Source organism: Colwellia sp. MB02u-14 (assembly GCF_014076915.1).
In the GTDB taxonomy this organism is placed as follows: domain Bacteria; phylum Pseudomonadota; class Gammaproteobacteria; order Enterobacterales; family Alteromonadaceae; genus Colwellia_A.
Window position 1 is genome coordinate 106758 of the sequence record NZ_JACGUX010000006.1, and the last position, 23035, is coordinate 129792.

General features: G+C 36.4%; 17 protein-coding genes, 1 other RNA gene and 1 pseudogene. 11 read left to right on the forward strand and 8 right to left on the reverse strand.

What is annotated here, in order from left to right; translation table 11 throughout:
- Positions 1-101 precede the first annotated feature (101 nt).
- On the reverse strand, positions 102-2915 hold the full coding sequence (gene prsT / locus H4J52_RS01905; protein WP_182178148.1) for an XrtA/PEP-CTERM system TPR-repeat protein PrsT: 2814 nt from the start codon (positions 2913-2915) through the stop codon (positions 102-104).
- 244 nt (positions 2916-3159) lie between these two features.
- Positions 3160-3726: a hypothetical protein gene (locus H4J52_RS01910; RefSeq protein ID WP_182178146.1), complete on the reverse strand. Its 567-nt coding sequence runs from the start codon at positions 3724-3726 to the stop codon at positions 3160-3162.
- Positions 3727-4488: 762 nt separating this feature from the next.
- On the opposite strand from H4J52_RS01910, the pseudogene H4J52_RS01915 reads away from it, so the two are divergent.
- The 6 genes and pseudogenes from H4J52_RS01915 to H4J52_RS01940 all read left to right on the forward strand — a co-directional run.
- Positions 4489-4761 (forward strand): annotated as a pseudogene (locus H4J52_RS01915) (integrase core domain-containing protein); the annotation flags it as partial.
- 2525 nt (positions 4762-7286) lie between these two features.
- Complete coding sequence (locus tag H4J52_RS19810; RefSeq protein ID WP_259367803.1) at positions 7287-7505, forward strand: PEP-CTERM sorting domain-containing protein; 219 nt, start codon at positions 7287-7289, stop codon at positions 7503-7505.
- 850 nt (positions 7506-8355) lie between these two features.
- On the forward strand, positions 8356-9843 hold the full coding sequence (locus H4J52_RS01925) for a Fic family protein (protein ID WP_182178144.1): 1488 nt from the start codon (positions 8356-8358) through the stop codon (positions 9841-9843).
- Between the two features lie 91 nt (positions 9844-9934).
- Positions 9935-10714, forward strand: coding sequence for a hypothetical protein (locus tag H4J52_RS01930; RefSeq protein ID WP_182224142.1), 780 nt, complete (start codon positions 9935-9937; stop codon positions 10712-10714).
- Between the two features lie 193 nt (positions 10715-10907).
- Positions 10908-11072: a hypothetical protein gene (locus H4J52_RS19815; protein WP_259366574.1), complete on the forward strand. Its 165-nt coding sequence runs from the start codon at positions 10908-10910 to the stop codon at positions 11070-11072.
- 1 nt (position 11073) lies between these two features.
- Positions 11074-11454, forward strand: a complete 381-nt coding sequence (locus H4J52_RS01940) for a hypothetical protein (RefSeq protein WP_182224143.1) — start codon at positions 11074-11076, stop codon at positions 11452-11454.
- A 182-nt stretch (positions 11455-11636) separates the two neighbouring features.
- Here the strand turns inward: H4J52_RS01940 and H4J52_RS01945 are convergent, their stop codons facing one another.
- From H4J52_RS01945 to smpB, 3 genes are all read right to left on the reverse strand, one after another.
- On the reverse strand, positions 11637-12872 hold the full coding sequence (locus H4J52_RS01945; RefSeq protein WP_182224144.1) for an integrase domain-containing protein: 1236 nt from the start codon (positions 12870-12872) through the stop codon (positions 11637-11639).
- Positions 12873-13033: 161 nt separating this feature from the next.
- Positions 13034-13383: a transfer-messenger RNA gene (gene ssrA, locus H4J52_RS01950) on the reverse strand.
- 94 nt (positions 13384-13477) lie between these two features.
- Entirely contained in the window at positions 13478-13960 is a 483-nt protein-coding gene (smpB, locus tag H4J52_RS01955; protein ID WP_070377008.1) for an SsrA-binding protein SmpB, read from the reverse strand.
- Positions 13961-14110: 150 nt separating this feature from the next.
- On the opposite strand from smpB, the gene H4J52_RS01960 reads away from it, so the two are divergent.
- Positions 14111-14551, forward strand: a complete 441-nt coding sequence (locus tag H4J52_RS01960; RefSeq protein WP_182224145.1) for an SRPBCC family protein — start codon at positions 14111-14113, stop codon at positions 14549-14551.
- On the forward strand, positions 14544-14924 hold the full coding sequence (locus tag H4J52_RS01965) for an RnfH family protein (protein WP_182178136.1): 381 nt from the start codon (positions 14544-14546) through the stop codon (positions 14922-14924). The genes H4J52_RS01960 and H4J52_RS01965 overlap by 8 nt, the downstream gene beginning before the upstream one ends.
- Positions 14925-15000: 76 nt before the next feature.
- Here the strand turns inward: H4J52_RS01965 and H4J52_RS01970 are convergent, their stop codons facing one another.
- The 3 genes from H4J52_RS01970 to nadK form a co-directional block, all read right to left on the reverse strand.
- On the reverse strand, positions 15001-15348 hold the full coding sequence (locus H4J52_RS01970) for an outer membrane protein assembly factor BamE (protein ID WP_182178134.1): 348 nt from the start codon (positions 15346-15348) through the stop codon (positions 15001-15003).
- Between the two features lie 132 nt (positions 15349-15480).
- Complete coding sequence (gene recN, locus H4J52_RS01975; RefSeq protein ID WP_182178132.1) at positions 15481-17169, reverse strand: DNA repair protein RecN; 1689 nt, start codon at positions 17167-17169, stop codon at positions 15481-15483.
- A gap of 108 nt (positions 17170-17277) precedes the next feature.
- On the reverse strand, positions 17278-18159 hold the full coding sequence (gene nadK / locus H4J52_RS01980; protein WP_182178130.1) for an NAD(+) kinase: 882 nt from the start codon (positions 18157-18159) through the stop codon (positions 17278-17280).
- 439 nt (positions 18160-18598) lie between these two features.
- On the opposite strand from nadK, the gene grpE reads away from it, so the two are divergent.
- The 3 genes from grpE to dnaJ all read left to right on the forward strand — a co-directional run bounded on the left by grpE (position 18599) and on the right by dnaJ (position 22742).
- Entirely contained in the window at positions 18599-19252 is a 654-nt protein-coding gene (gene grpE, locus H4J52_RS01985; protein WP_404851967.1) for a nucleotide exchange factor GrpE, read from the forward strand.
- A gap of 279 nt (positions 19253-19531) precedes the next feature.
- A complete protein-coding gene (gene dnaK / locus H4J52_RS01990) occupies positions 19532-21451 on the forward strand; it encodes a molecular chaperone DnaK (protein WP_182178128.1) in 1920 nt (639 codons plus the stop codon).
- 157 nt (positions 21452-21608) lie between these two features.
- Positions 21609-22742 carry a molecular chaperone DnaJ gene (gene dnaJ, locus H4J52_RS01995; RefSeq protein WP_182178120.1) on the forward strand — a complete coding sequence of 378 codons (1134 nt, stop codon included), beginning with the start codon at positions 21609-21611 and terminating at the stop codon, positions 22740-22742.
- Positions 22743-23035 lie beyond the last annotated feature (293 nt).

Sequence of the window (23035 nt, forward strand, 5' to 3'; positions counted from 1 at the left end):
TAAAAAACTCATCCCTAAGTTACACTCTTTTATAATAGCAGAATACAGGGAGTATTGTTCGTAATTCGAACGATTAATCGACAAGGTGTTGTAATAACAAATTATTTAATTAATAACTTATCCAGCAATTGTTTCGCCAGTTGATATTCTTCAAAATTAGCCGGTAAAGCTACTAATTTAGTTAGTACTTTTTTCGCCTCATCTACACGCTTTAGTTTTAGCAATGTATAAGCAATATGGTACTGAATATCTGGGCTAGTCGACGATAAACTAAAGGCTTGCCTTAGGTAAGACAACCCCAGGTCTAACTCTTCTGATAGCACTAATGCCCAACCAACGGTGTCTATAATAGCTGGCACGCTAGGGTCTAACATCAAAGCGTGCTTTGATGTTTTTATTGCTAGGGTATAGTTACCATCACGGATATAAATAGTTGCTAAACTATTGAGCGCTAGGGCTCTTTTTATTGACGGTATGTTATTTTTTAAGAGGGTTTCATATTGATGTTGTGCTTGTGTAAAGTGTTTATTTTCCAACAGATGATCAGCTAATAGATGACGGTGTAATAACAGTTCAGGGTATTTATCTATAAGTGTGCTTAATTCAGTAATAAACTTTACTGATAAGTATTCTCCTTTGCTGATTTGATACAGCTTACTTAGTGCTATGACGTTATTATGTTCTTGTTTTACTGCCTTTAAATATGCAGTAAAAGCTTCAAGCGTTTTGTTACTCGCGTTAAATATATCTCCCTGTAAAATAGTAAGACGAACATTCTCTTTAGGCATTCTTCTTTGAGTCTCAGCAAGTAATTTTATAGCTTCATCAATTTTATTGAGTTGAATCTTAATTTTAATAAGTTCAATAACGATCGGTAATGAGTTAGGCGCCCATTTTAATGCTTGTTCTCGGCTATATTCTGCGCCAGAAAAGTCTTCAACTTGCAGTTGTAGTTGGCTTAACTTCATTAATCTAGGGGGGTTTTTACCCACTAATCCAGCCAGTATATTTAATTTACGTTTAGATTTTTTTGGCTGGTTTGATGCTAATAAGACCTCTGCTTTTTTAAAAAGTGCCTGAACATCTAGTCGGTTATCTCTAAGTATTTGGTTAATCACAGAGAGAGCATCTTCCCATTTTTGCTCAGCAATATAGATATTAGCTAATTCAGTAAGTGCGACTGTTTTTACTGATGATACTTTAGCTTGTTGCTCAAACCCTGCAATTGCTGCTGCTTTATTACCCAGCTGATACTCTACTTTTGCAAGAAGTAGTGCACTTTGGTTATTATTTTTGTTGCTCTTTAAAACGTTAGTTAATATTTCTTTTGCTATGTCTAGCTTGCCTAAATTAAGCTGAAGCAAGGCATAACTTGTGCCAACTTCACTATTTTTTGGCTGCGCAATATACAACTTTTCTATAATTTCTTGGGCTTGATTAAATCGTTGTAATTCAATCAATATTTGAGCTGTTACTAGCTGATAGCTAATGTTTTTTGGATCAGTATTTGTTAGTGGCTTAATATAATTTAAGCTTTTTTGGAAAGCTCCTATTCTTAATGATAATAGTGATAACGCGTATTGATAATTTTCGCTGCCTGTTATTTTTGCCTCTTCTAATAAAGCTAACGCTTGTTCAACTCGGCCAGAGGCTTCTAATACATTAGCTGATAGAATTAATACAGCTTCATCTTGAGGATAATCAACTCGTAATTTTGATAAAAGAAAATCAGCTTTATAGTTTTGATCAAATTTAAGATATAAGCCTGCTAATACCAATGCATATTGCTTGTTAAAAATGAGTTTTTTTTCATTTTTTTCTAATAATAATAAAGCATGTTTAGGTTCTTGTTGTTGTTGGTAAACATCAGCTAATAGCATTATTTCACTGACTTCACTTTGAGCGGTGGTTTGACTTAGGTATCTTTTAAATTTACTTTCAGCTTGCTTCCAATTTTCTTGGGCATAACTGCTCATCGCATCAAGTAATAATAATTGTGGTTGAGATAATAGGTAAGATTCATCAATCTTAGATAATTGATTACTAAGTTCCACCAGTATTTTTTCTGATAATTCTGGCTGGTTAAGTTCTTTTAAAATAAGGGCTTTCATAAACGTTGTTTGCGGGTCATTTCTTGCAATGTTAAGTACTTGATCCGCAAATTGATCAGCCATATCAAAGTTTTCAATATCGACATAACAGCTAATTAAAATTCGTAATGTTTCAATATTGTTTGGATCAAGCTTGTTCGCTTTGACTAAGTATTTTATAGCTTTACTAAATTGACTATTGCTACGAGCAAGGTGACCTTTTAATTGCCATAATATTCCATTATCAGGATCTTTTTTTTCAGCTTTGGTCAGTAGCATTTTAGCTTTAACATTATTTTTTTGATAAATATAAACTGTTGCTAACCCTAATAGAGCATCTGTATTATTGGAATCGTGAGTTAACATACTTTGGTATTCTATTTTTGCGTTGTCCAAGTTATTTAAACTGATGTAAGCTCTTGCTTTTATGTGGCTATAAGCGAGAGCGCCTTCTTCTTTTAGTGTCATTTGGTCAGCAAAAATTAATGCCTGTTTAAATTTACTTTGATTTAAAATACTTTCCCCAAGTGGAAAAACAATTAAATTACTATCGACACCTAACTTAATGAGATCATTTAGTTCTTGCTCTGCCGCCGAATATGAATGTTTATCTATCAAAACTTTTGCTAACAACAATTTTGCAGGTAAATTTCTCTCACCCTGCTGCAAAGCATTTTTTAAATGAATATAAGCTGTTTCAATATCATGCTGATTATAAGCTTGGAGTGCTGCTTCATAATGGTTTTTTTCAGCATTAGCAAAACTCACCATTATCCCTATGATAATTGGAATAAAAGAAATAATTAATTTACGAAATTTTTCCATATTGCTCATAACCCATATATGTAAGTCTTTCCGTTATTTAGACTCTTGCTTTAGGCTTTAAAAATAACCAGCAATTAGTTCGCTGTATTTCGTCAAATGTATGGTCAATTATCTTGTGTGCTTTTGGTTTCGAATTATAAAGCCTAAATAGCGATGATTAACCAAAGTATAGTGTTTATTTTTAATGGAGCCGTTAAAATTATTGGCAATTTTTTTTAATTGAATGGTAAATAGTACAATATTTTTAGTAAAGGCGAGCGTGGGTGTTTGAATTTGATATAAAAAGTGGGTTGCATTTATAAAATTGGTTCAACTTATATCCCCCATTTATCCCTGATTTTTTATAGGTTCCATCGACTTTAATCTGTTGCAATGCGTCGGATAAATTAGCAACTGTTGTGTTTGATGTCTTGAGTCCAGTAGCAATAAATAGATCACCTGGGAAATTATGTAGCTCAACGAAGGGTTTAATATCTTTCTTATTGAATCCAATACTTTTCATTTTACTGTCAATAACAACAAAGTTAGTTAAAATGAAATCAATTTTTTGTTCAAATAACATCCCACACATATATTTATAATTAATTGATAAATAGAGGTTGTCTTTAACTAAGAAACTGGCGTTCTTCAGATGTTTTTCTGAATGATAACCACGAATTGTACCAACAATAAACGACTTTGCTTCTTCAATATCACTAATATTAATATCTGAACGGCTACGGAGCCCAACTAAGAAAGCTTTGCTTTTAAACATTTGGCCAATCCACTGAAAGCTATTTTTGCGGTCAGTACTTTTCATTAAAGAAATCATGAAGGTGTTTTTCCTTTAATGTTTGATTATAACTGCGAGCAAAGGGCATTAATTCAATACTGCCAGAAAGTTTGGCTCGAACCCTTAATGCTTCAATAACCTCAACTAAGACTCCAGTAGGCTTGTTATCGACACCCAAAAAGTGAAAGGGTGGCAATTTTTGAGCAACAAAAGTGAGTTGGTTTACATAGCTTACTAATGAAAAATAAACAAATAAAGAGGCAAAAAATAATTTTCTTAAATATATTTTTCATACTAGCTTTATTACTCATTGTGATTGAAGAAAGGCTAAAGTATCTATTGACTCTAGTGAGTGGTGTTAGTACATAAATAGTGTATTAATAAAATCACAGCAATTGCAAAGTAATAATCTGATTTTTCGATATATGGAAAATATATTGTCTACTTAATATTAGATTTCTTCCTTTAATTAATGCTTTTACTTTACTATTGCCGCAGTCGTTCATGAAGTTGGAGAGTCATTGAACCTCATCCCTTATTAACGAAGCCACCTCAGTATAATAGAAACATTGATTTTCAGTATTTAGTTGAAGAATAAGTCAATAGTTAGTGATTTCTTAATGAACTATCAAGTCCTTTTTTGTAAAGTAATGACTTGATAGTATCAAAATAATCATTTAGTTAGTGCGCGTTTTAGTGATTAAAGAATGCCGATGAGCGAACATTTCAAGGAGGAGCTGTATTTCCTAAAAAAGTGGCAACGGTTTCTTGCCGAGGAACATCAAGCCGATATCGATTCATCGAAAAACGTCCGGTGATTTAATGCTCCATACTGATAGAGGCGTAGAATATCGTGGACACGTTTATCAAAGAGTATTGAAACGACATGGGATAATTCATAGCTTGAGCCGAGCGGGAAAATGTACTGATAATGCGCATATGGAGTCATTTTTACATTCAATGAAGACTGAGGTTATTCGTGGTAATGTATTTCAAAGTGATAAAGAACTGCGCGGAACACTTGGCAGTTACATTAACAAATACTACAACGTTTTGGGATGTACTCAGGGGTAGTGATTGTTTGTCAATAGAATATTAAGCCCTGGCAGTGTAAGCAAAGGTGTCTTTTTTATCGGGGGAAGCTCATAATGAAGTTTGTTATTTTCATTCCACTCCTCATCATCTTAGTAGACTGTTTTTCCTATTGGCATTAGCATGGGAAACTGCTTAAGGATTATCGTGATTTCAAAATCAACTTGATGAGTAGAATATGGTTTGTTTGTCTCGCATTCGTTACGGGGTTTATTAACTCTATCGGACCTTTAGGCTTTAATCACCAATCTATTTCACACTTATCTTGCACCGCAACACTTCTTGGTTCAGATTCCATGAACTTAATTTTTGTGGATATGGTGCATTTGGCTCTCGTTTTGCTTAGCTGCTTATTTGGCAATGTATATGATTAGATTTTTCATTTTTAGCTGAGAATAAAAACCTTAAATATGTTTATTTGCAGGAGGTGAGATGAGCATTAGAGGTCTTAATGGTCTACCCAGATGTTACTTTTGTAAAATAATGAATAAAGACAGCTATATACACTTTAGGCTTTTAGCTATAGAGAAAGATAATTAACAGAGTGAGAGTTACTGATGTTGTTCGTTAATTGGCTTTGACGCTAAATATTAAAGTAGCGTTCGGATAATTTTAGATATAAAAAAACCGCAATTAAGCGGTTTTTTATCATAAACGGTGGTTTGTTTATCGCCAAATCTAAAAGTTACTAGGTATAACTAATCGATTAAAAAGGTCTTTTTTTGGTGGACGCGGGAACTTCCTTGTTTGTTGTTTAATTTACTGATATTTATGGTTTTTATTTTATTGTGTTTTCTTTGGTGTTACTTCTGGTGTTACGTTGTGACTAAGTCATCATTTTTTTACTATGGATAAAAGTCAGTAAATTTGATGTTTTTATCTGGGCAGTTAAGCAATCATCTGTCTTGTATAAGCCATCACTGCCAAGTAATCTTGGCTGATATTATGGGGAATGTAAAACCTGTCTATTTAGTTGAATTGTTCTCACTTCACGACAAATTGAAAATAGTTAAACGAAATAAATAAATTACTTGAACGTTTTAATGTTAATGACGCTGATTGGTTAGCGGTAATTACTGATTTAATCGTCATTTTATCAATGCTGAAAGTAATCGAAATTAACTTATTCATTGGGCTGTTGTCGCTAACCAAAAATGGTGCGCTACCACTGAACGTTAAAGTTGTATCAAGCTAGGGGCTGAACTTAACTAAGGTATTGATTTTAACATTCTATGGAACACTGTGAAAAAGTAAATAAATATAATTGATGCTCTTATTTAACGGAATAAGTGACATCTTATCAAATGTTGGAAAATCTCTAGCAGCAGTGCCACTTGATTTCATTTACCTAAGCCAACCAATTACATTTAATTATGCCACAATTTTTTGGCTTTATTAAAGCTGTCTCTTTGGATAAATTGAACACTTCTAATGCTCACTTTTGCCACAATAGAGACCTTTCCTAACACCCTAAATCAGCACCAAAAAGGTCTTCTCTGATACGATAGCTGACATTAATGAATTCAAGAGTAAAGACTCCTCCGTTAGCGGAACTAATTATTTGATAGCGTCAGTTTTTTTACGGTCAGCTAAAGGGTGTATTGCTGACCTTATATAGTTAGGTGTATCAATCAAAGGTGTATTAATGAAAATTTTTTTCATCATGGTTACAGTGATAACATTTCCTACCTAATTCCCTGCTGTAACCTTTAATCAAGCGAGTGTAACAGTGACTGCATTCAGATATAACCTCCAAGAGCGGTTCCAGTTGGTTAATCAAATATAGTGTTTGGTCTTTGTTTTGCTGCTCGGTGAGCGTAGACGATTTTGGGTTTGGTGGATGAAATGAGGATTGTCATCATGGTTGTTACACCGAAACTTATCTAACGAACCGTTTATCAGAGGCTCCATGGAGCATCGCCAATGACAAAATCATAAACTTTTTTAGTGTCAGGCTATTTTACACTTCTAACTGACTTATATCATTGATCTTTTGTATCTAATTGAAGTATAGAATATTAATTTTTTGGTATGTATTTTGCTTTTGATTAAAAATCATAAAGTGATGACGCGTCACTTTTTAACAATTCAATTCGCATATCAGTGTTGTGAAGGGATTAAAAGGTAAATCACATGAAGTATAAATTTTTAAACACTTGGTCTAAATTTATGACTATAGTTGTCGTGTTACTTACAGCATCAGCGTCGGCCCACGCGGGGTTGATATACCAGTACACATTTACTCACACGTATAATAATGTTCTGGGCACAACTACCGGAAAGATTTACGGACTTGAGGACAATACTACGGGACAGGCTTCCAATATTACGATGGAGACATATAACAGTGACTGGTTATCGGGTGCCACAAGCGTTTAAATTTATTTAATGGGTATCAATTGAATGAGTATACTATGGCAAACGGTGTTCTAACGAAATTCCAAATGATTTACTGGAATACGGATTTAGGATTATTGGGGACCGGCATAGAACAGCGGCGCACAATCATGATGGCTTACGATATCGGTGTGGACCCAGTCGCGCAAGGTACTATACGTTTTAACATATGGATGAGAGGATATAGTGATGTTAATGAGGGTTCCGGTCCGTTGACAATATCGGCTTACGCGCCTTTGGGAACCGAGGTCCCTGAACCTTCAACACTAGCGATATTTGCATTAGGCTTAATGGCTTTAGTTTCACGTCGATTTAAGAAACAATCTTAAAAAATTAGTTTCTCTATCAAAATCGATTATCGACGACGGTATGCCTGAATAAACCCATGTAACCCAATGTTGTCGATAATCATCAAGAAGCATCTGCCAATTAGGTTGATGCTTTTTTTGCTCATAAAGCTGCGTTATTCGACGAATGTGATTTTGTAATGTTAACTATAAGCCCTAAACCTACCACAGGCAATCTCAAACCCCTGCTGATTCTTACGACTGGTTAGTGGCAATAGTGACGGTTAGCACTATCTCATTAGCGCCTTAGATTTAACAACTCTACTTTATGTGGACCTTAGATGATTCTAATGTCCGCTTTTGAGATTGTGTACATAATCGGATGCTAAATATTTAGTAAGATTTTGGGTACAAATAAACAAAAGCATTTAAATTAGAATGACCGCAATAGGCTCTGAACTGGCGTTAATAACTAAAAAGCTAACTTCCGCTTTTGGCTATCTTTTGATATAAAGATCAACCAGTTGCTAACATCAGCAATGCGCACAAAGTGAACATATTTATTAGTGGCAAAGCTAATGCTATTCAGTGGTCGCAGTAAATGTTAATAGGTGACAGTATTAGATGATAATGACTGGCAGTTCTGGTGCAATTAGGTGGCACAACTTATGTAATTGCCCAAAATGTTATACGGATGAATTATTGCATGCTTTCTTTGCTACTTTCCCCCCTTTGTTTTAATGTTATGTTTATTCAGTGGTCTTATTTTATAGTTACACGTAATTAATTGTCTTATTCGAGTGTTATGTGTATTCTGGCTGCAAGTTTGAATGATATAAATAAATAGTCGCTCTACTGAATTATAGCAAAGCGCACTGAATAAGGATGCACCATGGCCAAACTCTATTTTTCAACGTCTGATGATACAAGTCGCTCGCTTATCGCCAAAGTAAAAAAAGGGGAGTTAATCAGAATATATCGTGGAATATACACTGATGCTTCTTATGCTGATGTAGAAAAAATCGTATACTCCAAATGGCATGAGATTGTAAATTACTTATTCCCCAGCGCTATTGCCGCCTACCGAACAGCACATGAATTAAGGCCTGTTGATGGCGTTATTTATATCGTTAAAGATGGTGTATCAAGAAGAAAGATCTCAATTGGCGGTATGCTTACCATAGAACTTTCAGCAGGAAATACATCCGAACTAACAGAGCCATTTCTCCCTACTATTTTTCGCTCATCTCCTGCACGGCAGTACCTTGAAAACCTTGCTCTAAGTCGAACAAAGGTTAAAAAATCATTAGGGAAAGAATGGGTTGAACAACATTTAAGCACCGTCTTAAGACGTCAAAATGGCGAAGACGAGCTCAACAATATAAGGGATCAGACTCGAACCTTTGCTATAAAATATGGCTTTGAACATGAATTTTCAACACTAGAAAACATCATTAGCTCACTACTTTCAACCCACCCTTATGGTGGCATATTAGAAAGTGAAATAGCGATTGCCACATCACAAAACACTCCATTCGATGTAGGGCGAATAGACCTATTTCAATCACTTGCTGATTACTTGCTAAGATGTAACTTAGAAGCGGTCCCGTATACTTACAATAAAAGCAGTTGGAAACACCTCGCCTTTTTTGAAAGCTATTTTTCAAATTTTATCGAAGGAACTGAGTTTGAAATAGATGAAGCAGAAGAAATAGTATTCACCGGTAGCACGGTTCATGAAAGGCACGAAGACAGTCACGATGTTTTGGCTGTTTTCAATCAAGTAAGTGACCTACAAAGCATGAGTGTTACCCCCTCTACAGCAGACGAACTAATTGAAGCGCTTCAACAGTCACATTTTGATTTTATGCGCGAAAGAAAAAATAAACGCCCTGGTAAATTTAAAGAACGTGTTAACAAAGCAGGTAGCAGTGTGTTTGTGCACCCAAGCGAGCTAGTCGGCACGCTAACTAAAGCCTTTGATATATATATAACCCTCCCCAAAGGTCTTGAAAGTGCTATTTTTATGCAATTCATTATTTCTGAGTGTCACCCATTTGATGATGGTAATGGTCGATTATCACGCATCATGATGAATCGGGAATTGCACTCTGTAGATCTACATAAAATTATCGTACCGACAGTTCATAGAGACAGCTACCTCAACGGATTAAGAAAAGCGACCAGATCAGGTAAGTTCGCAACCATTGCGAAAGTGTTTTACCAACTACAGCATTATTCAGCATCAATCGACTGGGATTCCTATGGGGACTCTAGAGAGACGCTTGAAGAGCACAAGGCAAACCTATTGCCGGATGAAGGTGTGCCAACGTTTAACAAAGTAATACGAAAATTTAAGTTCACCCCACCACCTGAATAATCATTGAGGTGATTAAATCAATTTTGAGATTTAAAGGAATTCGATTTATTATAGTGTACTTAACTTATTGTATTAGGGGTAATCAATAAATATGGCTCAGTTGACTAAAAAACAGCGCCAAGAGAAACGAAGAGACGATATTAAATCGTTAGTGATCTTTATCAAACCTGTCCACAAAACTCTTGTTGAACCCATAGAACCAACATCACTTGTTGGCGCAGCTGATAGTTATGCTAGGAATGAGTTTTCTAAAAAGATTAAAGCAGCAACCCAAGAAAAAGGTATTGTTTTAGCTCAAGCAATACTTTACGAAAAGTTGTTAATGGCAGATATAGAATTAACGAAGGTAGAAAACAATCATTATAAAATGGATAAAGTTTTAGTACACGATTTATCTGTAATACTCAGAGATTCTGGCTTATTCAATCTTGAAAGAATGCTTGGGCTACTTATTGAAAAAAAAAGGACGGTACGGGGCATTAAGGATGTGTTTATTACTAAAGGTGCTAAAGAAACAGCTAATAAAAGGTATGAAGCCGTCAGCAATATTGACATAGAAATGTTGAAGGAATATAAAAATGATCTTAAAACATGGGCGAATAAAAAATACATTGAAGATTGTGAATATAAAAAGAACAGGAAAGAATTTCCCAGGCGCAAGAGAGAGGGGGAAGATGCTGCGAACATGTGGCTGTTAGAGATGGCTGAAGATGATGTACGTCTTGGTAAAATATCAGAAGAAGAAATACAAAAAAATATTAATGATAGATTAACAATTGAAGGTAACCTCTATGGAAGCCCAGCACAGCCTGATAACTTAATGGGCTTTAAATTAACTGCAACTTTTTTCTATCAATGTTTAAAAAAATAGAATTAATTTAGTCAAACGGATCACCTGCGCGCAGGTCGATCCGATCAGCTTAGTAATTTAGTCATGTTTTCAAATTCCATTAAGGATCGAACATGGCTCAAATAGCCCAAATAAGAATACAACGCCAACCTGAATTACTTCACCAAACAGGTTATAAAAATCTACTTTATACACTCGAATAAACGAAGGTTTAATGCCTGAGCCTATTTCTCTCGGAGGCCATCGTGCCGTCGGTTGGATAGAACACGAAACTCAAGCCGTCCTTGCGGCAATGTGCGCTGGTTATTCATCAGAACAAATCAAAGAACTTGTGGCAGAGCTTAAAGCAAAGCGTAGCCAATTAGTTCAGGGGATTTAAGATGAATACACTTCTGAAAAAGAACTCCTTTGAACCTAGTCAGATCACCACTGGATCTTATTTACAGACAGTTAATAGTTATAACGTCAGTGAAAGTAACGCCTGTAGCTTTGACTACTTAGGGTATTTAATGCAGACACATTGTCCGCAAAATAATGTCACAAAAATGATGACAGCTATTGATTATTTAACGGTCGTATTTCCTGTTACCTCAGTAGAAGCACTGAAAGAGATTAAAGGGTGGTTAGGAGCATGGTTATATAGTATTGGTATTTCCATCTCGACTAAAAAACCAACAACAACAACACCTGATATGGCTATTCGTTCACTGCCGCACAGGCAGCTTAGAAAAAGCCAGCGAACAATTCGTCCAGCAAAGTGAGGTTCACTGCCGCACAGGCAGCTTATAAATGTAAACTTCACAGCCCGTAAAAGTATCACATGTTCACTGTCGCAAAGGCTGTTTAGAAATAATTAATTGCGACTCTGGGGTAAAGACAATAGTTCACTGCCACACAGGTAGCATAAAAGTTTAACTTGGCTTTGCCTTATTCTATTTTGTGCTTACGAATGCACTGATAGTTTATTTGCTAAACTCATATTTCCTGTAGCGGCTGTTTCAATATGTTGTGACCACCAAGTCATCATGTCTTTACGTCGTTCAATGTATTCAGCACGGTTATAAGCCCTGCGTACTTTATTCTTATCTACATGAGCAAGTGCAGATTCAATTACATCAGGATCAAACCCCTGTTCGTTTAGGGTAGTACTAGCAAGTGCACGCATACCATGAGCAACTAGTATTCCTTTAAAGCCCATTCGTTTTAACGCAGCATTGGCTGTTTCTTTATTAGCGTGATCTCTTGGGCTGCGATCTGCAGGGAATACATACTCTCTGTGACCTGATATGGGTTTGATACTCGATAATAAGCCTAAAGCTTGCACAGATAATGGAATTGTATGAGGGCGTTTCTTTTTCATACGTTCAGCAGGAATGTTCCATAGCTTGTTTTCAAAATCAATCTCATTCCATTTGGTCGCAGCGGCTTCACCTGGTCGGGTCATCGTATGTAACTGCCATTCTATTAACGTTCTAGTGACTATTTTTATGCTAGCTCGACTTAATGCTGTCATTAATTCAGGAAGTTGATCAGCTGCGAGTGTAGGCATATTTTGCTTTTTTGGCTTTTCGAAAGCGGCTTTAATGCCTGATAATGGGTTGGCATGAATAAGACCAGTGTTAACGGCATAGGTCATAATTTCGTTTAAACGCTGTGATAGGCGTTTGACTGTTTCAAGACTACCTTTAGCAGCTATAGGCTTCATTATAGAGATCACCAAAGGTGCGGTGATTTCTGTTAACGGATATTTACCAATAGAAGGTAATATATGTAGCTCTAAAGAGCGCCATACATCTAGCCCATAATCTTGACTAACTGAAGTTTTTTTAACTTCAAACCAGTTACTTGCTACATTGATGAAAGTATTAGATAAGACTTCTTTTTTTTGTTTAATGGCTTCGGCTTTATGTGTTTTAGGGTCTATATCTTTAGCGAGGAGAGATCTTGCGTTAAGTCGTTTGTCTCTTGCAATTGCAAGTGTTACTTCGGGGTAAATACCAAAACCAATGTTCGCCCGCTTATTTGATACTGGATGGGTGTAATTAAAAATCCAGTTTTTAGAGCCATTTGGCTTTACCCTTAATGATAAACCTTCGCCATCAGCAAGGTTAAACTCCTTATCCTTAGCTTTAGCGTTTTTAACTTCGGTATTTGTTAGAGGTTTAACGATGCGAGCCATAATATTTCCATTTTAGTAACACTGGGCTGGTGTTACATCTAATGTTACTAAAAAACTTGGATGTCGTAAAACAGTAATGGAGGTTAATAGACGCTATTATGGCTAAGTCACTGATTTAAAGTGAAAAAAAAGACGTCCTAGGACGTCTTTAATTCATTATTTGGTGGAGCGGGGGGGAATCGAACCCCCGTCCAAAAAGCCTACATCCTTGGTACTACATGCTTAGTCGATTATTTGTTTAACCAATTAGACGCCAACCGACAGGCTTCGTCATGGTGAGCTTAATACTATTTCGCGGTTCAGCCTTAAGCGTGCTTCCCTCGCTATCCTATTTGGGGTGACCATCGATCCTCTAAACAATAGGAGAATTTTTGAGGCGATGGCTAGCCTAAGCGGCTAGTGCGAACGTATCGTCGTTTGCAATTATAGTTTTGCGGCTTTTTACCAGGCAAACCGCCCCTGGGCATGCACCTCGGGTTTCATGAATCTTGTCGAATCCTAGATCCGCCCCAAAGTTTTTACATCTTAATTATAAACTTATTCAGTCTATAAAGCGCATTGTACAGCGCTTCTTTTAAATAAACAACGTGTTAATTGTTAACTTGTTATCGATCTAAATTCTTATTTTTCATTAATCGGCCTTTATCAACAGCCCATTCTCTGTCTTTAATATCAGACCGCTTATCGTGGTCTTTCTTTCCTTTACCTAAATAAAATTCGAGTTTGACCCAATTGGCTTTCCAATACATCGCCGTGGCAATTAATGAATAACCATCTCGCTCTACAGCGGCGGTTATTTTCTCTAATTCGCGTCGATTCAACAGTAGCTTGCGGTCACGATTAGGTTCGCATACTACGTGACTAGAAGCAGCATTGAGCGGCATTATTTCAGCACCCAGTAAATAAGCTTCACCGTTTTTTACGTGTACATAACAATCAGAAATATTAACTTTTCCGCTACGGATACTTTTAATTTCCCAACCCTGCAGGCTCATCCCACCTTCAAACTTATCAGTTAAAGAATAGTTATGACGAGCTTTTTTGTTTAACGCAATAGTATTGCTGTTTGATTTTTTTTTCTGTGCCATTATATTTCCATTTTGTTTGCTATCAAAAATAGCAATCACAAACATTATACGGAGAATTATTGATATTTGAATGATTAATTTCAATTTTTCTGTTTAATGCCTTTTGCTCACGGCTTTGTTATCATTACCCTTTAAAGCTGAGGAATATAAATGCCCGTAATTAGTCGCAGCGCTTTAGTGATGTATAGCGTTGACCAAATGTATCAATTAATTAATGACATTGTTGCTTATCCTCAATTTATTCCAAATTGTGGTAACAGTAAGATAATTTCTCAGCAAGGTAATGAAGTTACTGCTGCTTTGATGGTTTCGAAGGGGGTACTAAAAAAATGGTTTACCACCAAGAATACCTTGATTGGTGATAATAAAGTACAACTTGATTTAGTTGATGGTCCCTTTAAAAAGTTGACGGGTTACTGGCAACTTACTGAATTATCCGGAGAAGCTTGTAAGATTAGTCTGCATTTAGAGTATGAGTTTTCGAGTAAAGTATTCGATTTGGCATTTGGCCGTGTTTTTACAAGTTTGACGAATAATATGGTACAAGCTTTTACACAAAGAGCTAAAGAGGTTTATCATTCTAATGGTTGATAGCATAGAAATAGAGCAAGAACTTGCTCAACGTAAAATACAAATAGAAGTTGTTTATGGACTACCCGATAGACAAGAGCTATTGACGTTTTTAGTCGACGAAGGCACCTTGTTAGAGCAAGGTATTATTGCATCAGGCATTTTATCTGTTTTTGAAGAAATAGACCTAACCATAAATAATGTTGGTATTTGGAATCGAGTGGCTAAGTTAACAGATACTTTACGAGATTTAGATCGTATTGAAATATATCGACCGTTAATTGCTGATCCAAAAGAGGTTAGAAAGCGCAGAGCTGAAAAAGCAAAAAATGAAGGGCGTGCCGATAAAGTTACGGGTGGTCGCGTTGATCCTCGACGAAATAAGGCCAGCTAAAAAATTTACTGCAAAATGTAAAATAAAAAAACGGCTGTTAAGGCCGTTTTTTATTGAACTAAAAGTACAGTACCAATTAGTTCACCATTGGCACATAAAAACTTTCCGATAATTCAAAGTCACCTTCAGCACTAATTAATGAGTCTTGGTCGAAAGATAGAATAAACTTTTTCTGAATGTTTAGTTCTTCACTTCGCCCTGATTTTAATGAGTAAACATAGTGCCAAGTGTCGTTGTTAAATGCATCGACAACAACGGGGCTACCTAATACAAATTTTACTTGTTCTTTATTCATACCTATTTGAAGTTTGTCAATATTCTTTTGTTCTAAAAAATTCCCTTGAGGAATGTCGATACGAAAAACCCAGCTTGAGCAGGCAGAAAGAGATAAGGCGATAGTAAGGGCTAAAATACGAAACAACATGATTATTCATTTATCCTAATAAGTTCAATAAGGGATAATAACTAAGCAAGCGGACAGATACAAAACTATTTTCAATTTATTTTGTTCCTGTTTATTTAATGACACGTACCTGCTTTACGTTAAATTGTATTATTAACCGGCAAGCAACTCTTGTGCGTTAGCTAAGCTATTATCAGTAATTTTATTTCCCGCTAATAAGCGAGCAATTTCTTGGACTCTACCATTCTCACTTAGTTCCGTCACTTTTGTTTCAGTAAATTCTCCATCTGTTAATTTACTGACAAATAACTGCTGATGTCCTTTGCTGGCTACTTGTGGTAAATGAGTAACGCATATTACTTGGGTGTTTTTTGCTAGCTCTTGCAGTTTGCTACCCACCATTGCCGCTGTCGGACCACTGATACCAACATCAACTTCGTCAAATATGAGTGTCGGCGTAATAACTTTATCAGCTAATATTACCTGCATCGCTAAGCTAATGCGTGATAACTCACCACCTGAAGCAACTTTATTCATCGCTTCTATTTTTTGACCTGGGTTAAGGCTGATTAAAAAGTTTATTTCATCAAGCCCGAACGGTGATAATGCCTCAACTTCAATTTGATTGACTGAAACTTCAAATACGCCATTGTTCATATTGAGTTCTTTCATGCTAAGTGTAATTTTTTTACTCATTATTTTAGCTGACTTTACTCTTGATGTTGATAACGTTTTTGCCGACTGTAGATAATGAGCTTTAGCTTTTTCAATGTCGATATATGCAGTGTCTAATCTTGAACCGTCTGAGTTTATTAAGTTCAATGCTTGTTTAATTTCCATATGCAATGTTGGTATGTATTCTGGTGCAACTTGATGTTTTTTACCTAATTTAATCGCCTGTGAATAGCGGTCTTCAATCATTTGATAAGCTTCTGGGTCGAGTTCAAGCCTATCGTAGTAATGCTTTAGCTCATCGTTTGCATCTTCAATTTGAATCAGCGCTTCTGCTAATGTTTTTGCTATGTCAGCTAAGCTTGGATCCATATGTGCTAAGTCATTCAATTGTTCACAATGAGTTCTCAGGCTATCTGTGATATTAAAGTCTTCATTTTCAGATAAGACCTGCAATGATTCCAATACACCACTTAATAATGTCTGACCGTTACTATGACGCTTGTAATCACTTTCTAACGTTTCAAATTCTTCCATCTGCAATGAAAATTCGTCTAACTCATTTACTTGGTATTGTAATAATTGCAGTTTAGCTTGACGCTGTTCTTTGCTTTCTTGCAACTTTTTTAATTCTGTTTTTAGATTTCGCCACTGCTGATAATAATATTGAACGTCGTCTAATAAATGCTGATGATCGGCATACTCATCAAGTATTTTTCGTTGTTGTGCTGGCTTTACAATGAGTTGATGGTCATGTTGGCCATGAATACTTATTAAAAATTGTGCAATATCTTTTAGTTGAGTAAGCGGTACTTGGCTGCCATTTATATAAGCTTTTGAACGGCCCTCTGCCGATATTACTCGGCGTAAAATACATTCGTAATCTTGCTCAGGGTCGTGTTCATCGGTAAGGGAAAGATCGTTGTTCTTAAGCCATTTTTGTGCAGAAATATTTTTCTTAATATCAAAGGTTGCCGCTAACTCTGCTTTTTTAGTATTTGGCCTTACAACGTTATTCAGCGCTCTATCACCTAAACATAAACCTAAGGCATCAATCGCTATCGATTTACCTGCGCCTGTTTCTCCGGTAATTGTTGTCATACCTTTGCGCCAATCTATATCTAAAGATCGGACAATTGCGAAGTTTTGAATGTTAAGTTGTAAAAGCATTTCGAAGCCAAATTACTGTGTAAATATATAACTGTTAATTTATACAGTAATTTGGGTTTGTGCAAGTATTAATCGCATAAAAATTCAACAGGCTGAATTTATTAAAAATTAATAAAGTTTATTACCCCAGCCTAATTTACTGCGTAGTACATTAAAGTAGTCATGATCGAGTGGATGGATCAATCGAAGGGTGTATGCACTTTTTCTGATAATAACTTCATCGCCAGGCATAACAGCCAATATTACGTGGCCATCACAGCTTACCTGTAAGTTTTCATAATTTTCATTGGCAAGCACTAATTTTATTTCACTGTTGCCGTCTACAACTATCGGTCTACTGGTTAAAGTATGTGGAAACATGGGAACTAAAGATAAAGCATTTAAATTAGGTGTCAGAATAGGGCCACCTGCAGACATTGAATAGGCAGTTGACCCCGTAGGTGTTGATACTATTAGGCCGTCAGAGCGCTGACTAAACATGAAACTGCCATCAATATAAACTTCAAACTCAATCATGCTGGCAACTTTTCCAGCATGAAGTACCGCTTCATTTACGGCACTGTTTGAACTTTTCAACTTACCATGACGATAAACTTCCGCTTCTATAATAAAACGTTGTTCACAGCGAGATTTACCTTGTAGAATTTCTTGGAGAGGTTCAAGTAATTCATCAGGCGATAAATCAGTAAGAAAGCCTAAGTTGCCTCTGTTTACTCCTATAACACCAACGTCGTAACACGATAAAACACGCGCAGCACCTAACATGTAACCGTCACCACCAACAACAATTGCGAGGTCAGCTTGTTCACCAATCTCCATTAAGGTGTTAACGGTGAGCTTGTCGATATCAATTGAAGGGGCAACAGAGCTTTCAATTAATACTTTGTAGTTCTGTTCTGTCAGAAATTGATAAAGCGCGGTGATTGTTGCGCTTGCTCCTTCATGGTTTGGTTTGCCAATTAAACCTATGGTATTAAAAATTTTACTCATGTCTACACTGTAAATTATTTTTGTCTTAGGGTTAATAATAGTTTCGCTGTATTTTAATGGCTTGTAAAGTTGACTTTTTATAAATGATTTACTTTATAGCTATTTGAGCCCGTATTTTGTATTTAGCAAAATTCAATAGGCTAAAGATAATGTGTTGATTAACGGCAATAGTCTTTTTCTCAAATCAATAATGTAGCTTAAACTTGCCTTTTTTGCCTTGGTCAGCGAATCGATAACTACAGGTTATTTCTTTAATATAGAATGTCTATATAAAAGATATGCTATTTTTTCAAGGTGCTATCAAGCTCTAAGTGTAAACAAAGTTAATTAAATAGGCATTAATGCTTGAAACGTAGCAAGAAGTCCCCATAATTACGGTTATCAGATTTATATAACCCTTATATTGTTAAATATACTATTAGTTTATTTTGGAGCTTTCATGACTAATGAGTCAACAGAAAATAAAAATACCGCTAAACCATCAACTGAAGCTTTAATGCCTGAAGAAACTTTGGTACAAGAAATTATTGATCAAGCTGAAGAGCAAGTTGAAGTACAACATGTTTTTGTGCATGACGTAATTAGCGCAGAACAAGAAAAAATCAATAAGCTTGAGCTCAGTCTTTCTTCAGCACAAACGACCATTGCTGATCAAAAAGATTCTGTGGTTCGTGCTAAAGCAGAAGTTGATAATATTCGCCGTCGTAGCGCACAAGACGTTGATAAAGCACGTAAGTTTGCTTTAGAGAAATTTGCTGCTGAAATGTTAGTTTCAGTTGATAATTTAGAACGTGCTTTAGAGAATATTGATAAAGAAGATGAAAGTAATACCGCTATTATTGAAGGTGTTGAATTAACACTTCAAGGCTTAATTGCTTCTTTAGAGAAATTTGGTGTTAAAGGTGTTGACCCACAAAATGAACCTTTCAACCCTGAGTTGCATCAAGCGATGTCAATGCAAGAAGTTGAAGGCGTTGCACCTAATACCGTTATTGCTGTTATGCAAAAAGGCTATGAGCTCAATGGTCGTTTAATTCGTCCAGCGATGGTGATGGTCTCTAAATCTGCTCCGGCAGTAGATACAACAGTATAATTAAAAACAGAATAAAAAGCGGTAAGAAGTTGCTCATAAACTTCTTACCGCTTTTTTGTATTTAAGGATAAAAATTTTTTATTAAGCTGTTTTATCGTTATTTCAGTAAAAGAATCAAAAAAACTTCATAAATAGCTAAATAAAGAAATAAATTTACTTTTTTCTTTCAAAATAGTTGAAAAGAATTTTCCTGCCCCCACTATTTGTTTCATCAACAGGTTTATTAAAAAATCTTACTTTAATAAGCTTTATTTTAATTAGTATTCGGAGATCCTAAAGATGGGCAAAATAATCGGTATTGACCTAGGGACAACAAACTCTTGTGTTGCTGTACTAGATGGCGGCAAAGCACGTGTAATTGAAAATGCAGAGGGTGATCGTACAACGCCTTCAATTATTGCATATACAGAAGAAGGCGAAACATTAGTAGGTCAACCTGCTAAACGTCAATCTGTAACAAACCCAAAAAATACATTATATGCTATTAAGCGTTTAATTGGTCGTCGCTTTGAAGACGAAGAAGTTCAGCGTGATATTAAAATCATGCCATTTGGTATTGTTAAAGCTGACAATGGTGATGCTTGGGTTACAACACGTGATAAGAACGTTGCGCCACCACAAGTTTCAGCTGAAGTTTTAAAGAAAATGAAAAAAACAGCAGAAGACTTTTTAGGTGAAGCAGTTACAGAAGCTGTAATCACGGTTCCTGCTTACTTTAACGATTCACAACGCCAAGCAACTAAAGATGCGGGTCGTATTGCGGGTCTTGAAGTTAAACGTATTATCAATGAGCCAACTGCTGCTGCCCTTGCTTACGGCATGGACAAGCAAGAAGGCGATAAAGTTATTGCGGTTTACGATTTAGGTGGTGGTACTTTCGATATTTCAATTATTGAAATTGATGAAGTTGAAGGCGAGCACACGTTTGAAGTATTAGCGACTAACGGCGATACCCACTTAGGTGGTGAAGATTTTGATAACCGTTTAATCAACTATCTTGTCGCTGAATTCAAGAAAGACCAAGGCATGGATTTAACAACTGATCCACTTGCAATGCAACGTTTGAAAGAAGCAGCAGAAAAAGCAAAGTGTGAGCTTTCTTCAGCACAGCAAACTGATGTTAACTTACCTTACATCACTGCTGATGGCAGTGGTCCTAAGCACATGAATATCAAAGTAACGCGTGCTAAATTAGAGTCTTTAGTTGAAGACATGGTTAAAGCAACGCTAATACCACTTGCACAAGCACTTAAAGATGCAGACTTATCAGTAAGTGACATCAATGATGTTATTTTGGTTGGTGGTCAGTCACGTATGCCAATGGTACAAAAAGCAGTAACAGAATTCTTTGGTAAAGAACCTCGTAAAGATGTTAACCCAGATGAAGCTGTTGCAGCGGGTGCAGCTATACAAGCGGGTGTTCTTTCTGGTGATGTAACTGACGTTCTTTTATTAGACGTTACGCCATTATCACTAGGTATTGAAACAATGGGCGGCGTGATGACGAAAGTTATCGATAAAAACACCACTATCCCAACGAAACAATCACAAACATTCTCAACAGCTGATGATAACCAAGCTGCGGTAACGGTTCATGTTGTTCAAGGTGAGCGTAAGCAAGCATCTGCCAACAAATCTTTAGGTCAATTTAATCTTGAAGGTATCGACGCAGCACCACGTGGTACGCCACAAATCGAAGTAACTTTCGATATTGATGCTGATGGTATCTTGCATGTTACTGCTAAAGATAAGAACACAGGTAAAGAACAAAAAATTACCATTAAAGCTTCTTCTGGTTTATCTGATGAAGAAGTAGAGCAAATGGTACGTGACGCAGAAGCTAACGCTGATGAAGATGCTAAGTTTGAAGAATTAGTAACAGCACGTAACCAAGCTGATGGTCTTGTTCACTCTACTCGCAAGCAAATTGTAGAAGCGGGCGAAGACTTACCAAGCGAAGACAAAGAAAAAATTGAAGCTGCATTAACAGAACTTGAAGCTGCAATTAAAGGCGAAGATAAAGAAGCGATTGAAGCTAAATCTCAAGCCGTTGTTGAAGCATCAGCTAAGTTAATGGAAATCGCTCAAGCGAAATCTCAAGCGGGTGCTCAAGAAGGCGCTCCTGAATCAGACGGCGCTGCGCCAGCTGATGACGATGTTGTTGACGCTGAGTTTGAAGAAGTTAAAGAAGACAAATAGTCTTTAGTTAACGAAAAAATAAAAGCGCTGGTTTAAACACCAGCGCTTCTTACGTTAAAAATCGTTATAAAATGCCATTGAAAATAGCTAACTATTTATAATGTCATTTTACTCAATTAATATCTAAAAATTTAAATACCAGTTAAAAGAAGTCACTATGTCAAAACGCGATTACTATGAAGTGCTAGAAGTGTCAAAAGATGCTTCTGAGCGTGATATCAAAAAAGCCTACAAACGTTTAGCGATGAAGCTTCATCCTGACCGTAATGCCGGTGATAAAGACAAAGAAGAGCAATTTAAAGAAGTTAAAGAAGCTTATGAAATTCTAAATGACGACCAAAAGCGTGCTGCTTTTGACCAGTATGGTCATGCGGCATTTGAACAAGGTGGCCATGGTGGTGGTGGACATGGCGGTGGAGGCTTTGGTCAAGATTTTGGTGATATATTTGGTGATATTTTTGGTGGTGGCCGCGGTGGTGGTCGTCAGCAACGTCAACAACGCGGTTCAGATCTTCGCTACAATCTAGATCTAAGCCTTGAAGATGCCGTTCGGGGTAAAACCTTAGAAATTAAAGTACCTACTTATGTAAGTTGTGAGCCTTGTGATGGCTCTGGCGCTAAAAAAGGCACTAGTGCAAAATCTTGTACAACGTGTCATGGCCATGGCCAAGTACAAATGCGTCAAGGTTTGTTTGCTGTCCAACAAACGTGTCCAACATGTAGTGGTAAAGGTAAGGTTATTGCTAGCCCTTGTACTTCATGTCGCGGTCAAGGCCGTGTTGAAAAAACTAAAACGCTTTCAGTGAAAATTCCTCCAGGTGTCGACACGGGTGACAGAATTCGTTTGTCTGGCGAAGGGGAAGCTGGCGAGCATGGTGCACCAGCAGGTGATTTATATGTACAAGCCAACGTTCGTGACCATAAAATATTTGTTCGTGATGAAAACAATCTTTATTGTGAAGTCCCTATTAGTTTTACTACAGCAGCATTAGGTGGCGAAATAGAAGTACCGACACTTGAAGGTAAAGTTAAACTTAAAATACCTAAAGAAACACAAACCGGTAAAATGTTCCGTTTACGTGGTAAGGGTGTTAAGTCAGTACGTAGCCATTCAATTGGCGACTTAATGTGTAAAGTTGTGCTTGAAACACCGGTTAACTTGTCTGGTGACCAAGCTGATTTACTGCGTCAGTTAGATGAAAAAATGGGTAAAAGCACCATAAAACATAGCCCGAAAGAAACCGGTTTCTTTGATGGCGTTAAAAAGTTTTTTGATGACTTAAAAAGCTAAGTTACTTTTAGATAGGGGGAATTAGCGTCGACTAATCTTGAGATGAGCCAAGCTGATGTCCACCCTATAAAATTATATGATTATAGCTCAGAAATATTTTTATAAAGACAGTATCCTGAATTTTTCTACAAGGATGTAGGTACTTAGGTTTAGTAATGAACAATACCTGTATTTCAGGAGCTTGTTGTTAATATACTGAAACAAGTTCAGCATGACGAGGTTATTATTAATTTTTGTGAGTACCTAGTTGAATGTTATAGACATGTAAAATTAAAAGAAAGCCACAAAATATT